The sequence below is a fragment of the Mycolicibacterium cosmeticum genome, assembly GCF_000613185.1.
In the GTDB taxonomy this organism is placed as follows: Bacteria; Actinomycetota; Actinomycetes; order Mycobacteriales; family Mycobacteriaceae; genus Mycobacterium; species Mycobacterium cosmeticum.
The window spans coordinates 672632-690025 of the sequence record NZ_CCBB010000001.1 but is presented as its reverse complement, the minus strand read 5'-3'; the positions used below and the strand labels follow the sequence as shown (position 1 = coordinate 690025).

Here is a 17394-nt window from a genome sequence, read left to right as displayed (position 1 = left end):
GTCACGGGTTGGCGAAGTGCGATTGATCGGTGGAGGCCGTGGAGGCCGGTGTGCGATTGTTGGTGCGCTGGCGTTGACGGGAACTCGTGGACCCCGTTGAGTCCGACTTGTCAGCAGTGACGTTCTGACTACTCGCGGCAGATGTCTTGTCGCGTCGTGGGTGCGCGGTTCTTGTGCCGGTTTCAGTTGCGTTGTCGGTCTTGGTCGTCGACTTGCCCCCGGCGGTCTGATTCGCGGCCGTGGTGGCGCTTGCGGTGGTCGGGGCGGTATCCGCGCCGGTGGCCTGCGCTTTTCCGGTGCCGGTATCAGCTGACGGGGTCGTGCCCTGGGCGGCACCGGATTTAGTGCTGGTTGCAGTATCGGTACCGGTACCGGCATCGGACTTAGTGCTGGTTGCAGTAGTGGTGTCGGCATCGGATGTAGTGCTGGTCGCAGTACCGGTACCGGTACCGGAGTCGGCGGCGGTACCGGTACCGGTACCGGTACCGGTACCGGTACCGGAGTCGGCGGCTGTGGGGGCGCTGGTGCTCTCGGCATCGGTGATGGTGTCAGTGGTGGCCGACTCGTCTTCTGCGGTCGTCGATTTTGCTGTAGCTGCGGTGGTGCTTGTTGTTGCCAGGAGGCTGGTTTTGGTGCTCACCGCTGTCGCGGTGGCCTCGGCCGTGAGTGTGGTGGCTTCGGTGGAGTCTGTGGTCACGGCCGTCTCGGTTGTGGTTGCGGACGTGGTGCCGGCCTTCTGCAGGGAGCTGGCGAGGTTCTTCAATGCGGTCGCAATGGTTGTGGTGAGTGTTTTGAACCCGGTGGTGAGGCTGGCCACGCCGGCAGTCAGCTGGGTTCGGATGGAGACGGCCGCGGTGCTCAGGGCGGTGGTGATACTGGTGAGGCCCTTAGCCAGTTGGGTGAACGGGGCAGTGACGGTGGCGACGATGTTGCGGACCAGTTGGGTCAACAGCGCTTGCAAGGTAGGCGTGGAGGTGTCGGTGGCCCAGTCGGGGACGGTCTGGTTGGCGATCCATTGTTCGAGGACTTCGACCGCCAGTTTGGGGGTCCAGTCGGAGGTGAAGAGTCCGAAGTTGTCCTGGTCGACGCCGTCGCCGGTGGCGAGGTCGACCAACGAGTAGATGAAGGTCGGTCCAACGCCCTCGAGGGAGGCCCAAGCGGTGAGGAAGTCGGCGATATAGGCGGCTTGTTGGGATTGCGTGACGAGTGAGGTCGGGATGCCGTACTCGGTGGCCCAGACGAGTTTGTCGGTGTCACCGTTGGCGTCCATCAGCGCACGTAGCGCCTGTAACTCCTGATAGGGGCTGTTGGTGGTGGATGCACCGTCGGTGAAGTCACTGCTGTAGTTGTAGGGATGAAACGACAGTGCGTCGAAATATCCTTCGGCTCCGGCGGCGTACATTTCTTCGAGGAAGGTGACGGGGTTGACTGTCGACGTGCCGGAAGTGACGCCGGCCCCCAGCACTCCGCCAACGACGGTGGCGTCGGGGTCAACGGCTTTGATGGCGGTGTAGGCCGCCTTGAGCAGTTCGGTGTAGGCGGTGGCGTCCGGTGTCGGCGCCCATCCGGTCGACCCGTTGGGCTCGTTCCAGATCTCGTAGGCGGCGATCTTGGCGTCACCGTTGTTGGCGGTGGTTCCATATCGTTCGGCGAGTTCGGTGACGAAGCTGGCGTAATCGCTGGTCGATGTGGGCGCGCCGTAGGCAGAGCTGGTATCCGACGACGCCCAGGTGGGCGTGCTGGTGATCGCGGCGTCCACGGCGATCCCGGCGTCCGACAGTGCATTGAGCAGAGCGTCTGCCTGAGTCCAGTTGTACGTGTCGTCCGCAGTTTCGATGGCCGCCCAGGGCAGGAATACTCGAACCTGGGTGACGCCCATGGCTTTTAGTTCGGAGATCGCTGTGGACAGTTCTGCGGAGTCCATGAAATACAGCTGCGAGTCAGCCACCCCCGTCGTTGTCGAGGAGGTATCGATGGACGACATCAGTGCAATGTTGTAGGAGACAGTGCGGATGTGGGCCCGCGACCGGTCCGGCTGCGCCATCGCAACCACCCCGCTCGCCGGTCGCGGCACAGACGGATGCACTACCGCGAGCTCGACCACTGCGGCCAGCGTGACCGCGAGGGCAGCGGTCATCCATCGCATACCAGGCGCCCACTTTCTGGCCATAACTTTCCCCTCACGCATTCGGTCGGACCTGCAAGGCGGGTTCGGAAAGAACTGTAAACGCACTTATTGCTTTTCGAGACATAACCGACTGGTAAATCCCGGCAACAGGGTTATGGAGACGCAATCGGTAATGGACCAGAGTCGGGTAAATGCGCAGAAATATCGCCGCAATAGCAAAACAAAGGTTACCTAATTTAAAATTAGCTAGTATTCGTGACTAAGGGTGGAGCTATGCTCGAGTTGGGGTAAGAGTGCAGTTCATACCCATTAAGAGGGTTCATTCGCGTGTATGTGGAAATGTTTGCTTTCTGGCGCGAACTGTGGGAGTTGGCTACAGGCAGCAGCGCTGGGCGGCACAATCATAGCTTATCCTGCGAAGTTCTCATCTGACTCAAATGCCAAGCCCATGCTTGATATTTTGGCAAATGTTAGGAGGTATGGATTGGGGGGATTATGAGCGGTTTACCGCAGCGAAACAGATTGGGGCAATGCTATGTAGGGAGATATCGATAGCTCGTTTATCGACGAAAAATTCACCTCATACACGGGGGCGCGTTGCTGCTAGTCCTGATGGATCTGCCGCCACGCGCTCCGGCCGCGCCGACCACCACGCTGACGAGTTCGATGCGCAGCACCCGCCGGCGAGGTATCCGCCCGGAATTTCCTGGCGGCCCCATGTCGCGGTAGAGGCGTCTGTTGCCTTTGGATGTGATGACCCTGTGGTGTGCGCGTGCGTCAGGTGGCGCAAACTGAGCAACAGCCGGCCAGATATCACGTGGCCTAGCCATATGCTCGACCGCCTTGCCCTTATCGGTGTGACGCCTTGCTGCAGTCAGCCTGTCGTCGACGTAGCGACGATAGCGAATATGTTGCAGCGCTTGGCCCGTTCATCGGCCACCCAACATCGTCGAATGGATGCGTCGTGAGGACGCTGCAATGGGCGCAGGTCACCGAGGCGCCGGTGGATACGAAGTGTGAGAAGCCGTACTCGCACCACCGGCGCCGAAGTGCAGGACCGCCGTTACAGGGTCTGCGCCAACTGGCGCAGCCGGGCGTGCGTGCCGTGATAGGCGGTGGCGGCCGGCAACAACCCCTTGTCGATCTTGGTGACCGCGCTGTAGTTCACGTCGACGACATTGGCCAAGGGCGACCGGCAGAGTTGGCTACACAGTTGGTACGCATCGAGTTGGCCCAGGTGGTAGAGCTCCTGCAGCCATCGCACCATCTCGACCTGCGAGCATCGCCAGGCATCCTCGAGCGGTCGGGCGGACCCCACGGTGAGCAGGGCGTCGTCGTGTTCGAACCGCGGCCAGGCCGGTGCGCCGCCCTTGATCAGGTCGACGATCAGGCGGACGTTCATCGCGCCTTCGAGTGCGGTGCCGCAGGTTTCACCTTCCCCCTGCCGGTAATGGCCGTCGCCGACCGAGAACAGCGCGCCTTCGACGTTGACACCGAGGTACACCGTCGTGCCGGCGCGCAACTCCGGGGTGTCCATGTTCCCGCCGAAGTAGTCGGGTACCAGCGTGGTGCGGACCTCACGCAGCGCCGGCGCGACGCCGACGGTCCCCAGCATCGGCGCCAGCGGCAGCGTCATCGTGAAATCGGTTTCGTGGGCGACGAAGGTCGCCAGCGCGGCGGCCCGGTCGACCTCGTAGATCCAGGTGAGTTCGGTTAGGGGACTTTGTAATCCGGCGGTTCGGTCAGTGCCGGTGAGGGCGCCGAACAGTGGGATCGTTGTCGAGGCGGCCCAGTCCCGGGCCGGCTCCAGCGAGACGATGTGGATGGCGAGGGTGTCTCCGGGTTCGGCGCCGGTGACGTAGAAGGGGCCGGTCTGGGGGTTGAGTTCCTTGGGGTTGAGCACTTGACTCGGTTTGTCTGTTCGTGACGTGACCCGACCGGCGAACGCGTCTTCTGTCCAGAGCTGCAGTGCCGTGCCCGGTGCCACTTCGAGTGCCGGTTCGGCCCCGCCGAAGGTCCAGACGTACTGGTCCGGTGTGGGGGTGAATTCAACGATGTCCATGCAGTACCTTCGTCACGTTGGGGATGGGGGCGTCGGAGTGGTGGCGTCGGCCGGGGAGTAGCAGCGCGAATCCGGTTCCGATCACCGCCCACATGATCGCCTGGCCGACGAGTGATCCGATCCGGAAGTCGCTCAACACTTCTGCGGGAAAGCCGCCGAACACGAGCTCGCCTGTGGGTGCGGTGAGTGCGAGCGGCACCTCGTGGAAGGAGGGCAGTGCCGCCGCGATGGCGCACATCGCCAGCGCATATCCGACGAAGCTCAGCGTGGCCGAGAGCGCCGCGCCGAACTTTGCCGTGAGCCGGACCCCGATCACCACCGCGACCACGGCCAACGCCACGGAGGCGAGCACGATCACCAGGTAGGCGGTGGTCCGATCGCCGATGGTCTCCTCCAGACCGACACCGGGTGGATTGGGTGGGTAGGCCAGCGACGGCACGAGGGTGATCGAAACGAAGGCGGCGAGCGCCGACCATCCGGCGACGCCTCGCTCACTGACCGCGACGCGACGTTGCAGCAACCGCACCGCCACGGTGAAAGCCACCGCGAACAGCGCACCCATCACGATGCAGAACAGAATCGTGCCGGCGCCGGCGCCGACGTTCTGCTGGAATGCCCGGCTGAAGATCTCGTGCTCGTGCGAATGTGCGCCGCTGAGTGCCGCTTCGGCGTGCGACCGGTCCGCCTCGTAACGGATCGCCGTGTCGATGAGCGGGGTGATCATCGTTCGCGCATACCCGAATGACACCACGCCGGCCACCAGCCCCGACCCCAAGCCGATCGCTGTGTACTTCTTTTCCATGTCGAGGGGCTCTCAGTGGCAGGGGAAGCCCAGCATGTGCCGAGCGTCGTGGAAGAGCTCGTGGACATGTGTGTCGGCGCCGAAGACCGACACGGCTCCCTGGTCGTACCCGAGGAAGTAGTAGGCGATCAGAGCCAGGGTGACGGTGGTGGTCAGCCACAGGGCGGTTGCGACGACCGTGCTGTCGGGTGTCTCGACGGCGACCGATCGGGTGCCGGCGGAGGTGTGTGATGCGGTCATTGTTCGATCCTTCCGGAGCTGATTACTTCCATTGCGCAACTATTGGTTGCCACCTGGATTCTGTTGGCCTGTCGATGGTCGCGTCAACACAAGACTGGTGTTTGGCCTGTTTGGAAACCAAGTCGTAACAGCGGAAGGGGCGCTGCGTAAAAGCTGTGTTACGGCGAGCCGTTCCGATTGCGATACCCGGCCGGCTGCGATTATTTGTATTTCGGAAGTATTTGACCGACGAACCAAAGATCGGAGACCTAGCTATGCATGGCCCACACGACGTGGGGGGACGCGACGGGCTCGGGCCCATCGCCGCTGAGTTCCTCGAGCCGGGTATCCCGGACTGGCGTTACCCTTTCGAAGGCCGGATGCACGCCGTCACGGCGATGGCGATCGCCAAGGGCGCATTCAACCTCGACGAGCAGCGCCACGGTATCGAGTTGATGCGCTGGAGCGACTACACCGACTCGACCTACTATGCGCACTGGCTGTTCTCGGTGGAGAAACTGCTCAACGACAAGGGCTACATCACCCACGACGAGATCGACGCGCGGATGGCCGAGCTGGGAGCTCCCAACATGACGCCGCACCCCGCCAAGCCGGACACGCTGTCGCCCTTCGCCGAGCAGATGATCGACGTGCTGTGGAAAGGCACCCCGCACGATCTGCCGGCGGACGCCCCTCCGGCTTACGAGGTCGGTGCCTCCGTGCGCGTGCGCAATCTCCACGAGACCACGCACAATCGGCTGCCGGGGTACCTCAATCGGGCCGTCGGTGTGATCGCCAAACAGTATGGGGCCTACCACGATCCGGCTGCCAGCGCACACCGGCAGACCGACGAGCCGCACCAGCTGTACATGGTGCGTTTCACATCCACCGAGCTGTGGGGTGAGCACACCCCCGAACAGTTCGAGTTGTACGCCGATCTGTTCGAGAACTACCTCGAACCCGTTACCGACTGACCGAACCCCGAAGAGCACAAGGAGATTGACGAAAATGGACTGGTTGTCGCTATCCGATGTCGAAGCGCGGGTCAACGCGCTGGAGTCGCTGATGGTGGAGAAGGGGCTGGCTGAATCCGAGGCCGTCGATGCGGTGGTGGCGTCGTTCGAGAACGACATGGGTCCGGTCAACGGCGCCAAGGTGGTGGCGCGGGCCTGGACGGATCCGGACTACAAGGAGTGGTTGCTGCGCGATGCCACCGCCGCCATCGCGGACATGGGCTTCACCGGTTTGCAGACCGAACACATGGTGGCGGTGGAGAACACCGCGGAAAAGCACAACATCGTCGTGTGCACGTTGTGTTCGTGTTACCCGTGGACGCTGCTGGGCATCCCGCCCGCGTGGTTCAAATACCCCCAGTACCGGGCCCGAGTGGTCAAAGAACCGCGCAGCGTTCTCGCCGAGTTCGGTGTGACCCTGCCCGACGACGTCAGCATCGACGTTTGGGACAGCAGCGCCGAAATCCGTTATCTGGTGGTACCTCAGCGCCCAGCGGGCACCGAGGGCCTTTCGGTGGAAGAGCTGATTCCGTTGATCAGCAGGGACTCGATGGTAGGTACCGCACTGGTCGGCGCCGGGCCGGGGGCTTAGATGTCGACGACCCTCGATTTCACCGAATTCGACATCGAAGGCGCCGCACTGGCGTTGCCCCGGTCCAACGGCGAATTGGTCTTCGATGCCCCGTGGCAAGGCCGATTGTTCGGTTTGGTGGTGCACTTGTGTAAGACCGGCGCGTTCGAATGGGACGAGTTCAAGACCCATCTGATCGCGGTGATCGACGAGTCCGGGCTCGTCGATGTCTGTGACCCGGCCGTCTACTACCGGCAGTTCGGCGAAGCGTTCTGCCGGCTGGCGGCGCAGAAGCACTTCTTCGATGCCGATGCATTGGAGCAGCGGACGCGGGTCGAGCTCGAGCACTTGACCCACGATGACCACGGCCACGATCACGACCATGACCATCATCATTAGGAGTGTGGCGTGTCCAAGGTGACTGCATTGTCGATCAGCGTCGGTTTCTTCGGCGCGGTGTCGACATGGTTGACGGCAACGGTGTGGCCGCTGCCGGTGTGGGTGCTGTTCCTGGCCTGGGCCTCGTTCTTCTTCGTCGGATCGGGTTGGTCAGGGTTCGTGAAATCGGTGGCATGCAATTGGGCGGGTATTGTGATCGCGACACTGACGCTGTTGTCGGTGCAGTTCACCGGCAGTGCCGTGGTGCTCGCCATCGCTGTGGGAATCGGGAGTCTGGCCATGGTGCAGGCATCGCGTCTGCGCTGGATCTCCGCGGCGCCGGCCGTGGTTTTCGGGTTCGCCATGACGGTCGGCACCATCGCGGCCACGGGCAACGGGATCACCTCCGCAGGGTTGTCCAACCCGGCGCTTGTCGCGGCGACAACCGCTTTGGTGGGGGCGACGTTCGGGATCGCTTCCGAATGGGGCGCTGCGGTGGTGGCGCGGCTGATGCGATTGCCCGACGGTGGCGAGACCGCTGCGCCTGCATGATCGGTACGGCTGTCCACATGGCGGGGATATGCTGCACCCCAACGAGTATCCGATGATCAACAGCTTCAGGCAGGAGACGAAGTGCCTTCCACGACGAGCTTGGAGAGCCTTTCCGAAGTAATGTTCGGAGTCGAGCGGTGGTGGAACGGCACACTGTCGAACGCTCTTCTCGACGCGGACGTCACGAATCTGGACGGGTGGCGTGTGCTCGGGGCGCTTCGTTCCGGTGACGGACTGACCATGAGCGAGTTGTCCGCCGGGATGGCGATCGCCCCTCCCACGCTCACCAGGATCGTCGACAAGCTCGTCGACGGGGGATTCGTCTTGCGGCGCGTCGATGCGATGGACCGCCGGCGAGTTCTGGTCTATCTCTCGGCGCGCGGTAAGACCAAGGTACGCAAGCTGATTCGGCACGAGGGATGGGTCAAATCCACCTTGATCGAGGAGTTCGGCGAAGAGGCCGCGGTGGCGCTGGTGCGGGGGCTGTCCCGATTGGCGCAGCTGTCCGTGCCGGCCACGCGGTAGACGAATCCTTCTAGAAGGCAACTTTTCCTTACCAGAACCGTTGTGAAACGTCGAGGTAACATCTGCGGTCGAGCATGTATCCCGAATGGCGAACATTCGTTGGAGGTGTGGTGATGATCGAGTTCCCGCCACCGGTGCGCCGGGACACCATCGATGTCGCGTTGGTCATCCCGTTCAATGGCTCGGCGGGCATCTACGGCCCGTCGTGCATGGCGTGTGCCGAACTGGCGATCGCCGATGTCAACGACGGCTCCGGGGTGCTCGGTCGCCCGATCCGACTGATCCCGGTCGACGGCAGCAGGCCGCCCGCCCAGGTTGCGGCCGACATCTCGGCGCTGCTGAGCGTGGGCGCGATCGATGCGGTCACCGGCTGGCATATCTCGCCGGTTCGACAGGCCGTGGCTCGCGTCACCGCCGATCGGGTGCCCTACGTCTACGGTCCGCTCTACGAGGGGGGAGAGCGGACGCCAGGGCTGTTCCTGACCGGTGAGACCCCGTCCCGGCAGCTGCTACCCGCCATGGATTGGATGAAGACCGAGTACGGCATCGACAGATGGATTCTGATAGGCAACGACTACATCTGGCCGCGACAAACCGGCTTCGCCGCGCGGTTACACACACGTGCCCAGGGCAGCCCGCTGATCGACGAGATCTACCTGCCGCTGGGTACCGGTGACTTCACCGAGGCCATCCGGCAGGTGGACAGCAGCGGCGCGGCGGGTGTGCTGCTGCTCCTGGTGGGTGGTGACGGCGTGGCATTCAACCGGCAGTTCGCCTCGGCCGGTCTTGCCGCCTCGGTGCCGCGGCTGAGCCCGCATGTCGAAGAGAACATGTTGATGGCCAGTGGTAGTGAGAGCAACGGTGGATTGTTCGCCGCGGCAGGGTATTTCGAGGCCCTCAACACCACCGCAGGCGCCGAGTTCAGTAGCCGGTACTACGCGCACTTCGGTGCCGCGGCGCCCGCTCTGAACAGCATCGGTGAGTCCTGCTTCGAGGCCATCACCCTGTTGATCGCCCTCGCGGCGAGGGCGGGCTCGTTGCGCATCCCCGACATGATGGCGGCCGCTCAGGGCATGACCTATATCAGTCCCCGGGGCGAGGTCACCTTGCGCGGGAATCAGTTGGCACAAGATGTGTACGTCGCCGAAGCGATAGGCCTCGAATTCGAGATCCGCGATCGTATCTTCGCCGCCTGACGGCCCGGCGGCGAACTCTGGCGCTCAGCGCTCCGCGCGGTCGGCGTTGGCATGAATCGCGGCGCGGCAGTAAGCGGCAAAGCCCGGTAGCCCGAACGATTCGTCGTACCTGGCGACGTACCTGGGGTCACTGACGTACATGTCGCCCAGCTTGCGGTGGAACGCCGGCGGGCAGTCGTAGAACCAGCGATTCACGTGCAGGCGATGCCGCTCGGCGGCGTCCATCGCCTCGACCGAATCGGCGGGCAGTCCGGCCCGGAAGGCGTCGGCCAGCGCTTTCTCGAGGGCCTCTCCCTCGCTCTTGATCTGGATCCAGTCTTCCTTGCCGTACTGCTGCTTTCGGCGCTGGGATTCCTTCCATTCCGCGGTTTCGCCCCACTTCTGTTCGGCCTCGGCCTGATAGTCGTCGAAGCCCGCACCGAACAGCTCGCGCATGTCGTCGTCGGTCATGGGGGTGTTGGTCATCGCTTTCTCCAATGCCTGATCGATTGCCTCGACGAGGTCTTTCATCTCGTCGAGCCGTGCCATGACGCGTTCGCGCTGGCGAATCAGGTGGCTGACCGTGTCGCCCTCGTTCAGCAGGTTCGCGATCTCGTCGAGCGGAAACTCCAGTCGGCGATACACGATGATCTGTGACAAGCGCGTCAGGTCGGTCGGCGTGTACACCCGGTAGCCCGCGGCGGTGCGCCGGCCGGGGGTCAACAACCCGATCTCGTCGTAGTGGTGAAGCGTGCGGACCGTGATGCCGAAGCGCTGCGCGACCTCGCCCACGGTCAGCTCGTCCACCTGCGTCTCCCACGTCATGTCGATCAGATTGGTCCCTCACGTGGCGTGAGGGTCAAGTCATGGACTGGAGTCGATTATCTCGTCTGTTTCGTGGTGAGCCGATCGGTGCTCTGGAGTTTCCGGCGGGTTGGTTGGAGTCTCGCAGACCAGATAGATCAACGGCCGGCCGCGTTCATCGACGGTCTCGTGATGGCGGTGGAAACCGATCTTGTCCAAGACACGCAGTGACTGCTTGTTCCAGGCGCCGACTGTCGACCAAATGCGGGTTCGGCCCGTGGCGAACGCCGCGGCCATGACCGCGCGGGCAGCTTCCGTCGCATAGCCCTGTCCGTGAAACCGCTGAAGCAGTTCGTAGGCGATCTCGGGCTCATCCAGGGTGCAGCGCCCGACGATGAGCCCGCAGTAGCCCAGAGGTTCGTCGTCAGAGCGCCTGCGGATCGTCGCGAGTCCGATTCCGTTTTCGCGGGCCATCTCTCGTTGCTTGGCCATCCGACGGCGGACGCTCTCCAAGGATTCGGTCGTCCCGCCGTCACGCTCACCGAGAAGTTCGTGATTCCACTCGGCGTCGCTCGCCTCGCGCTGGTGTAGACGCAATCGTGGCGTGAGGATCGACAGCTGCATCGCGGCATAACGCATCGTCGGGGCTCCTGGCATAGCGAATGATGCCACCGTACCCACCGGCACTGCCGGGATGAGCAGAACCCTCAAGCTGGTGCGAACACCTCCACGAGGTCCCGCTTCCGACCGCGGAGGTCACCGGCGGCGATCGCCTGGTCGATGGTCAGCAGTCCGGCCGCGAGTCCCAGCACCACCATGGGCTCGGCACGAAACACCGTGTCCGGCCGCGAATCCTGGTCGAACGGTGTGACGTGTGGGCCGGCGCCGTCGACGTGCACGGTGAACGCGGTGTCGTCCACCTCGATGCCGACGGTCGGCGTCCGGACCTTCCGCCGGTGCAGCAGCGATTCGAGCGCCACGATCATCCAATGGCCCCGGAAGTTGTCGCCTCGGGGCCCGGAGATCATCAGCGGCTTGCTCCAGTTGACCAGCTCCGCGACGGCACCGCGCAGTTCACGTCCCCAGGGTGTCAACGCGTACTTGACGCCGTTGCTGTCGGAGTCGAGCCGGCGTTCGACCACACCGGCCTCTTCCAATTCACGCAGGCGTTCGGCCAGCAAGTTGGTGGCGATGCCGGGAAGGCCGGCCTGGAGCTGGCCATAGCGGGCCGGTCCGACGAGCAGCTCACGCACGATCAGCAGACTCCACCGGCTGCCGACGACGTCCAGTGCCCTGGCCAGTCCGCAGTACTGGCCGTACGAGCGGGTGCTCATCGTTCTCCGATCCGTCATAGCAATCGCTTGATTTTCGCACAGTTACTTGCAAAACTAAAGCACCGCTCGGGAGGAGTCCGATATGACGGCCGTGCAACCGGTGGGCCAACGCCCGCCATGGGTGGACGACGAGCTGTTCCCCTTCGAGAGCCACTTCGTCGACGTGGCCGGCAGCGCCGTCCATTACGTCGACGAGGGGTCGGGTCCGATATTGCTGATGTTGCACGGCAACCCGGTCTGGTCCTTCGTGTATCGCGACGTGATCGCGCGGTTACGCGGCCGCTTCCGGTGCATCGCGGTGGACTTTCCCGGGTTCGGATTATCCACCGGCGCAACCGGATACCGGTACCTGGCACGCGATCATGCCGAGTTCCTGGTGTCTTTCGTGGATCGCCTGGGCTTGTCGCACGTGACGCTGGTGGGCCACAACTGGGGCGGTCCGCTCGGTCTCTACGCCGGTCTGCGACGACCCGACCTGTTCGACCGGCTCATCCTGAGCAATACCTGGGCTTGGCCGCTCAACGGCGATCTCAGCAGCGAGGTGTTCTCCCGCGGCATGGGCGGGGCGGTGGGACGTACGCTGATCAAGCAGTTCAACCTCATGGTCGACTACTTCATCCCCATCGCCCACAAACGGCGCAAACTCACCGATGCCGAGATGGCGCAGTACCGCCACGCCACGCCCACGCCGCAGCGACGGCACGCCTGCGCGGTGCTGCCCGGTGAACTCGTCGGCGCGCGTGCGTTTTTCGCCGAGCTCGCCGACGGTCTGGGCCCGCTGCAGGAACTTCCGACGCTCATTGTGTGGGCCGACGCCGATCCCATCTTCACGGGCAAGTATCTGACCCGACTGGAGGCGACGTTCCCCAACCACACCACGACGGTGCTGGCCGGGGTCGGCCACTTCGGGCAATCGGATGCGCCAACCGAATTCAGTCATGCCATCCAGACCTGGTGGACACAAGTGGCCACCGGGACCGCCTGACGGCCAAGGAATCGCGATGCCTTTTTCCGATGCCGAAGAGCCGGCCGCACCGGGCCTACTGGCGGCCGTCACCGCCCTGCGAGCGGCCGCTCAGCGCGCCGACGCTGACGCCGTCGCCGGGCTACTGGCCACCGATGTGGTGTTCCACTCTCCGATGACCTCGCGTATCCGTTTCGAGGGCACGGAGGAAGTCACCGCGCTGCACCGCGACATCTTCGCGGCTATCGAAGGTCTGTCGACATCGGATCCGCTGACTCGTGATGACACGGCGGCATTCACGTTCACCGGCTCTGTGCGTGGGCTGCAGCTGGAGGCGATGAATGTGGTCCGGGTCGACCAACAGGGCAAGATCGTAGAGTTCACGATCTATGCCCGCCCGCTGCCCGCCCTGGCGGCACTGTTCGCGACGCTGCCGCCGCGGGTGACCACGCGTCGGCGCGGACGCGCCAGGGGTGTACTGGTGGCCACCGTGGCCACTCCGCTGAGTTTGGCGTTCCGGGTCGCCGATGTCTTTGTGCCCAAGCTCATTTAGCGGATGCTGGAGATGACCGACCTGCTGCAGGAAGTGCTCGCCGCGCACGGCGGTCTGGACCGATGGCGCTCTGTCACCGCCCTCACCGTCCACGGGACCTTCGGCGGCCTGCTGCAATCACGCTTCCCCGGCAACCGGATGACCGAGGTGACGGCACGAGTGTGCATGTCCGAGCAGCACGTGGTGTTCGAGGGCTTCCCGGACGACGGCCGCCGAGCGGTGTTCGACCGGGGTGATGTGCGTGTCGAAACCGCTGGGGGAGAGGTGATCACCGCTCGCGCGCAGGCGCGCAACGCCTTTCGCGGAGCCGGAGCTGTGCGCCGCACCGTGCGCTGGGACGCATTGGATGCCACCTACTTCGCCGGCTATGCCTGGTGGAACTACCTGACCCTGCCACTGCTGCTGACTCGCCCCGACCTCGTCGTCACCGACGTCGGACCAAAGCGAGGAGCGCACCGCCGTCGCCTCGCGGTCACCTTTCCGGCACACCTGCACACGCACTGCGCACGGCAGGTCTTCCACGTCGACGGTGCCGGCCTGATCCGTCGCCACGACTACACCGCCGAACCGGTCGGAAAGTGGGCGCGGGCGGCCCATCACTGCGACCGGCACCGCGAGTTCGGCGGACTGGTGTTCCCGACCCGCCGGCGTGTACGCCCGCGAGGCCCCGGCGGTCACTCACTGGCCGGCCCGATGCTCGTCGCGCTCGATATCGACCACGTCGAGATCGAGACGTAGACCGCGCACAGCGGCTTTGCGCACCGGCCGGTCGGTTACGATGCGCATTCGGCTGAACCCAGCGAGGCGCCGCACTCATCCGGGGAGAAGAACATGACATCGCCTTCTTCTGACGCTCATGACGAGCTCGATGAGATCGACCGGGTACTGGTCACGGCGCTTCAGAAGGACGGCCGCATCGGCTACGCGGAACTGGGCGAACTGGTCGGCCTGACCGCCGGCGGCGCACGCAAGCGATTCATGCGACTGCAAGAACGCGGGATTCTCAAGGTCGTCGGCGTCACCGATCCGCTCCGGCTCGGGTATCACAGCATGGCGATGGTGGGCATCGTCGCCGACGGCGATATCGAGGCCATCGCCACGGCGCTCAACGAGATCGACGACGTGATCTACGTGGTGCTCGCGGCCGGCCGGTACGACCTGCTGGTCGAGGTCATCGCGACCGACCAGGCAGGGCTCTTCGAAGTGATCAACCAGAAGGTGCGGGCCACCCCAGGGGTCGCCCGCGCCGAGACGTTCACCTACTACGGGATTCGGACACATCGCTTCGAGTGGGGGGTGCGCTGATCCCATTCTGGTGTTGATAAGTCATGGAAGAACCACAATCAGTGACGTATAGTGACTGAAGATCACGAGATGGTTCGAATTGATGAGTCAGGTGGGAATAGCGTGACCAGCGATCGGTGGCGCCTCGCGCGTCCCAGCGTCGAAGCCGACGAAGCCGCGCAACTGGTGGCCGAGCACTTCGGCATCCACGGCGCCGTCGTCGAACTGGGCAGCCAGCAGGACCGGAACTACCGCGTCGATCCCAGCTCCGGGGACGGGTTGCTGTTCAAGATCAACCATCCCTCGGTGCCGGCCGAGGTATTGGAGCTGCAAGCCGTGGTCTCCGACCGGCTGCGCGGGTCGGGGATCGCGACGCCGGCGGTGTTGTCCACCGTGCACGGGCAGCGATCGATCGAGGTCCATACCGCCGACGGCGCCGTGGCCCGAGCCTGCGCGTTCGAACTGGTCGCCGGGGAGGCGGTCGCCGAACCCGGGCCCATGACGGGGGTGCTCGCGGAGCAGTTGGGCGCTCTGGCCGGGCGCATCGTCGCCGCGCTCGCGAGTGTCGAGCACGCCGCCTCGCACCGAGAGCTCCAGTGGGAGCTCGGCCGCAGCCTCGACGTCGTCGAGACGCTGTCCGGTGACCTTCCGGCCGATCGCCGTGACGTCTGCCTGCGCGCGGCGCGGGACGCCGCCGCGCAGCTGGATGCATTGGCAGCGGCACTGCCGAGACAGATCATCCACGGCGACCTCACCAGTGACAACGTGCTTCGAGACCGCCAGGGCGCGCTCTGGGTGGTGGATCTCGGCGATGTCATCACATCCTGGCGCGTCGCCGAACTCGCCGTACTCGCCGCCGACGTTCTCGGGCGCACCGACAGTCTGGCCATGGCCGGCCGGGCGGTTCGTGGGTTCGTCGGCGCGGTGCCGTTGAGCGATGACGAACTCGCCGCCATCTGGCCGATGATGATCCTGCGCGGCGCGGTCTTGGCGGTGAGCGGATGGTCGCAGCTGCGCATCGACCCGGACAACGAGTACGCCCGCGAGCGTCTCGAGCACGAATGGCAGGTGTTCGAGCGGACCGTCGAATGCGATGCCGCGCAGGCGATTCCGCAACTGCGGCTGGCGGCCGGCCGGGCCCACGTTCCCGGCCACGAATATGCCGACGTCATCCCTGGACTGCGTCGAGCCACCGTGCTGGACCTGGGTGTCCGTAGCGAAGCGCTCGACCGGGGACGCTGGATCGCGCCCGGCGTGGAGCGCGAGCTGGTTCGGGAGGCGCTCTCCGGCTGCCGCGTCGCGGCGATGCGGTTCGGCGAGACCCGGCTCAGCCGTGTCTGTTTGGATGTGGGGCAATCCGCACCGGCGCGTGCCCGCTGCGTGGAACTGTGGACCCGCCCGGGAACGATTGTCAGCGCACCCTTTTCGGGAATGCTGCGGCCGGATGAATCCGGCTTGGAGCTCACCGACGACGGGGTGGTGCTGCGGATCGAGGGTGTCACGAGTCTTGCCGCCGACGGCGACGTCCGCGCCGGCCAGCCGATCGGCCGGGTAGGCCCGGACCCGGAAGGCCTCGGCCGGATCGTCCTCACCCGTCGGGTGCGCGACGCGTCCGCGGACCCGGTGTTCGCCGGGCCGGATGACGAGTACGAAACAGACGGTGCGGCAGACCCTTCGCCGGTTCTCGGAATCGCCTCCGTGCCCGACCCGCTCCTGGAGCTGCACGGAGCGCGGGAGCGCCGCGACCGCGCCATGGGCGGCGCCGCCGAGCGCTACTACACCGAGCCGCCTCAGATCGAACGCGGCTGGGGCACCAGGCTCGTCGACACCCAAGGCCGGGCCTACCTCGACATGGTCAACAACGTCACGGCCATCGGGCACTGCCACCCCCGGCTCGCGGACGCCGTCGGCAGGCAACTCCACCTGCTCAACACCAACTCGCGGTTCCTGTATCAAGCCTACGCCGACTTCTCGGAGCGGCTGGCCGCCCAATCGCCGGATCCGGCGCTGGACACCGTGATTCCGGTGAACAGCGGCTCCGAAGCGGTCGACCTCGCCCTGCGGCTCGCCCAGGTCGCCACCGGACGACGTGACGTCATCGCGGTGCGCGAGGGTTACCACGGCTGGACGATGGCGTCCGACTCGGTGAGCACATCCGCCTTCGACAACCCCAGTGCCCTGTCCTCACGACCCGACTGGGTGCACCTTGTCGACGCGCCCAACGAGTACCGCGGGCCCTTCCGCGGACAGGATGCGGGAACGCGCTACGCGGCCCAGGTTTCCGACGTCGCGTCCGAACTCGTCGCCCAGAACCGCGCCCCGGCGGCCTTCATCTGTGAACCCGTGCTCGGTAACGCCGGTGGCGTGATCCCGCCCGAGGGCTATCTGGCCGGGGCGTATGCCGCGGTGCGTCGACACGGTGGTCTGGCCATCGCCGACGAGGTGCAGGTCGGGTACGGGCGGCTCGGAAAGGCGTTCTGGGGCTCCCAATTCCAGGGCGTCATCCCCGACATCATCGCCGTCGCCAAAGCCGCGGGCAACGCCTACCCGATCGGTGCGGTCATCACCCGGCGAGAGATCGCGGACGCACTGCGCGCGGAGGGCATGTTCTTCTCGTCCGCCGCCGGGGCGCCCGCCAGCGCGGTGGCAGGCTCGACGGTGCTCGACGTGATCCGCGATGAAGGATTGCAGGCCAACGCGGATCTGGTCGGGGAGCACCTGCGGCGGCGGCTCTGCCGGCTCGCCGATCGGCACCCGCTCATCGGGACGGTGCACGGGGCGGGCCTGTACCTCGGTGTGGAACTGGTCACCGACCGCGAATCACGCACCCCCGCAACGGATGAAACCGAGTGGCTGTGTGAGCGGATCCTGGCCTACGGCATCATCTTGCAGGCCACGTCCGAACGCCAGAACGTGCTCAAGATCAAACCACCGCTCACGCTCACCCTCGACGAGGCGGACGCTTTCGTGGATGCTCTGGATCGGGTGCTGACCGAACTCCGCGACCGATGATCACAGAACCGAAAAGGA

At 64.9% G+C, this 17394-nt stretch carries 18 protein-coding genes; 11 read left to right on the top strand and 7 right to left on the bottom strand.

What is annotated here, in order from left to right; translation table 11 throughout:
- Position 1: 1 nt before the first annotated feature.
- The 4 genes from BN977_RS31305 to BN977_RS03335 form a co-directional block, all read right to left on the bottom strand.
- The gene (locus tag BN977_RS31305) at positions 2-2137 is read right to left on the bottom strand and encodes a cellulase family glycosylhydrolase (protein ID WP_165576283.1); all 2136 of its coding nucleotides are present in this window, start codon (positions 2135-2137) and stop codon (positions 2-4) included.
- A 1054-nt stretch (positions 2138-3191) separates the two neighbouring features.
- Entirely contained in the window at positions 3192-4190 is a 999-nt protein-coding gene (locus BN977_RS03345; protein WP_024452723.1) for an acetamidase/formamidase family protein, read from the bottom strand.
- Positions 4177-4992, bottom strand: a complete 816-nt coding sequence (locus tag BN977_RS03340) for a CbtA family protein (protein ID WP_036396322.1) — start codon at positions 4990-4992, stop codon at positions 4177-4179. Before BN977_RS03340 ends, BN977_RS03345 begins: the two co-directional genes overlap by 14 nt.
- Positions 4993-5004: 12 nt before the next feature.
- The gene (locus BN977_RS03335) at positions 5005-5232 is read right to left on the bottom strand and encodes a CbtB domain-containing protein (protein WP_024452721.1); all 228 of its coding nucleotides are present in this window, start codon (positions 5230-5232) and stop codon (positions 5005-5007) included.
- A gap of 254 nt (positions 5233-5486) precedes the next feature.
- Between BN977_RS03335 and nthB the strand changes: the two genes are divergently transcribed.
- The 6 genes from nthB (at position 5487) to BN977_RS03305 (ending at position 9446) form a co-directional block, all read left to right on the top strand.
- Positions 5487-6185 carry a nitrile hydratase subunit beta gene (nthB, locus tag BN977_RS03330; RefSeq protein WP_024452720.1) on the top strand — a complete coding sequence of 233 codons (699 nt, stop codon included), beginning with the start codon at positions 5487-5489 and terminating at the stop codon, positions 6183-6185.
- Between the two features lie 34 nt (positions 6186-6219).
- Entirely contained in the window at positions 6220-6816 is a 597-nt protein-coding gene (gene nthA, locus BN977_RS03325; RefSeq protein WP_024452719.1) for a nitrile hydratase subunit alpha, read from the top strand.
- The gene (locus BN977_RS03320; protein ID WP_036396318.1) at positions 6817-7194 is read left to right on the top strand and encodes a nitrile hydratase accessory protein; all 378 of its coding nucleotides are present in this window, start codon (positions 6817-6819) and stop codon (positions 7192-7194) included. It abuts the gene before it with no gap.
- A 9-nt stretch (positions 7195-7203) separates the two neighbouring features.
- Positions 7204-7725 (top strand): DUF1097 domain-containing protein, encoded by a 522-nt coding sequence (locus tag BN977_RS03315; protein WP_024452717.1) that lies wholly within the window; start codon positions 7204-7206, stop codon positions 7723-7725.
- Between the two features lie 120 nt (positions 7726-7845).
- Positions 7846-8250: a MarR family winged helix-turn-helix transcriptional regulator gene (locus BN977_RS03310; RefSeq protein ID WP_051560999.1), complete on the top strand. Its 405-nt coding sequence runs from the start codon at positions 7846-7848 to the stop codon at positions 8248-8250.
- Between the two features lie 113 nt (positions 8251-8363).
- Positions 8364-9446: a substrate-binding domain-containing protein gene (locus BN977_RS03305; protein WP_036398352.1), complete on the top strand. Its 1083-nt coding sequence runs from the start codon at positions 8364-8366 to the stop codon at positions 9444-9446.
- A 24-nt stretch (positions 9447-9470) separates the two neighbouring features.
- Here BN977_RS03305 and BN977_RS03300 read toward each other — a convergent pair whose 3' ends face one another.
- The 3 genes from BN977_RS03300 to BN977_RS03290 all read right to left on the bottom strand — a co-directional run bounded on the left by BN977_RS03300 (position 9471) and on the right by BN977_RS03290 (position 11563).
- A complete protein-coding gene (locus BN977_RS03300; RefSeq protein WP_024452714.1) occupies positions 9471-10232 on the bottom strand; it encodes a MerR family transcriptional regulator in 762 nt (253 codons plus the stop codon).
- Positions 10233-10289: 57 nt separating this feature from the next.
- Entirely contained in the window at positions 10290-10868 is a 579-nt protein-coding gene (locus tag BN977_RS03295) for a GNAT family N-acetyltransferase (protein WP_084172385.1), read from the bottom strand.
- 68 nt (positions 10869-10936) lie between these two features.
- Entirely contained in the window at positions 10937-11563 is a 627-nt protein-coding gene (locus tag BN977_RS03290; RefSeq protein ID WP_206666830.1) for a winged helix-turn-helix transcriptional regulator, read from the bottom strand.
- Positions 11564-11645: 82 nt separating this feature from the next.
- Between BN977_RS03290 and BN977_RS03285 the strand changes: the two genes are divergently transcribed.
- The 5 genes from BN977_RS03285 (at position 11646) to BN977_RS03265 (ending at position 17376) form a co-directional block, all read left to right on the top strand.
- Positions 11646-12548 (top strand): alpha/beta fold hydrolase, encoded by a 903-nt coding sequence (locus BN977_RS03285; protein WP_024452712.1) that lies wholly within the window; start codon positions 11646-11648, stop codon positions 12546-12548.
- Between the two features lie 16 nt (positions 12549-12564).
- Positions 12565-13080 (top strand): nuclear transport factor 2 family protein, encoded by a 516-nt coding sequence (locus BN977_RS31300; RefSeq protein ID WP_024452711.1) that lies wholly within the window; start codon positions 12565-12567, stop codon positions 13078-13080.
- A gap of 12 nt (positions 13081-13092) precedes the next feature.
- Positions 13093-13818 carry a hypothetical protein gene (locus BN977_RS03275; protein ID WP_036398345.1) on the top strand — a complete coding sequence of 242 codons (726 nt, stop codon included), beginning with the start codon at positions 13093-13095 and terminating at the stop codon, positions 13816-13818.
- Positions 13819-13911: 93 nt separating this feature from the next.
- Positions 13912-14385 carry an Lrp/AsnC family transcriptional regulator gene (locus BN977_RS03270; RefSeq protein WP_024452709.1) on the top strand — a complete coding sequence of 158 codons (474 nt, stop codon included), beginning with the start codon at positions 13912-13914 and terminating at the stop codon, positions 14383-14385.
- Between the two features lie 102 nt (positions 14386-14487).
- Complete coding sequence (locus BN977_RS03265; protein ID WP_036396312.1) at positions 14488-17376, top strand: aminotransferase; 2889 nt, start codon at positions 14488-14490, stop codon at positions 17374-17376.
- Positions 17377-17394: the final 18 nt, after the last annotated feature.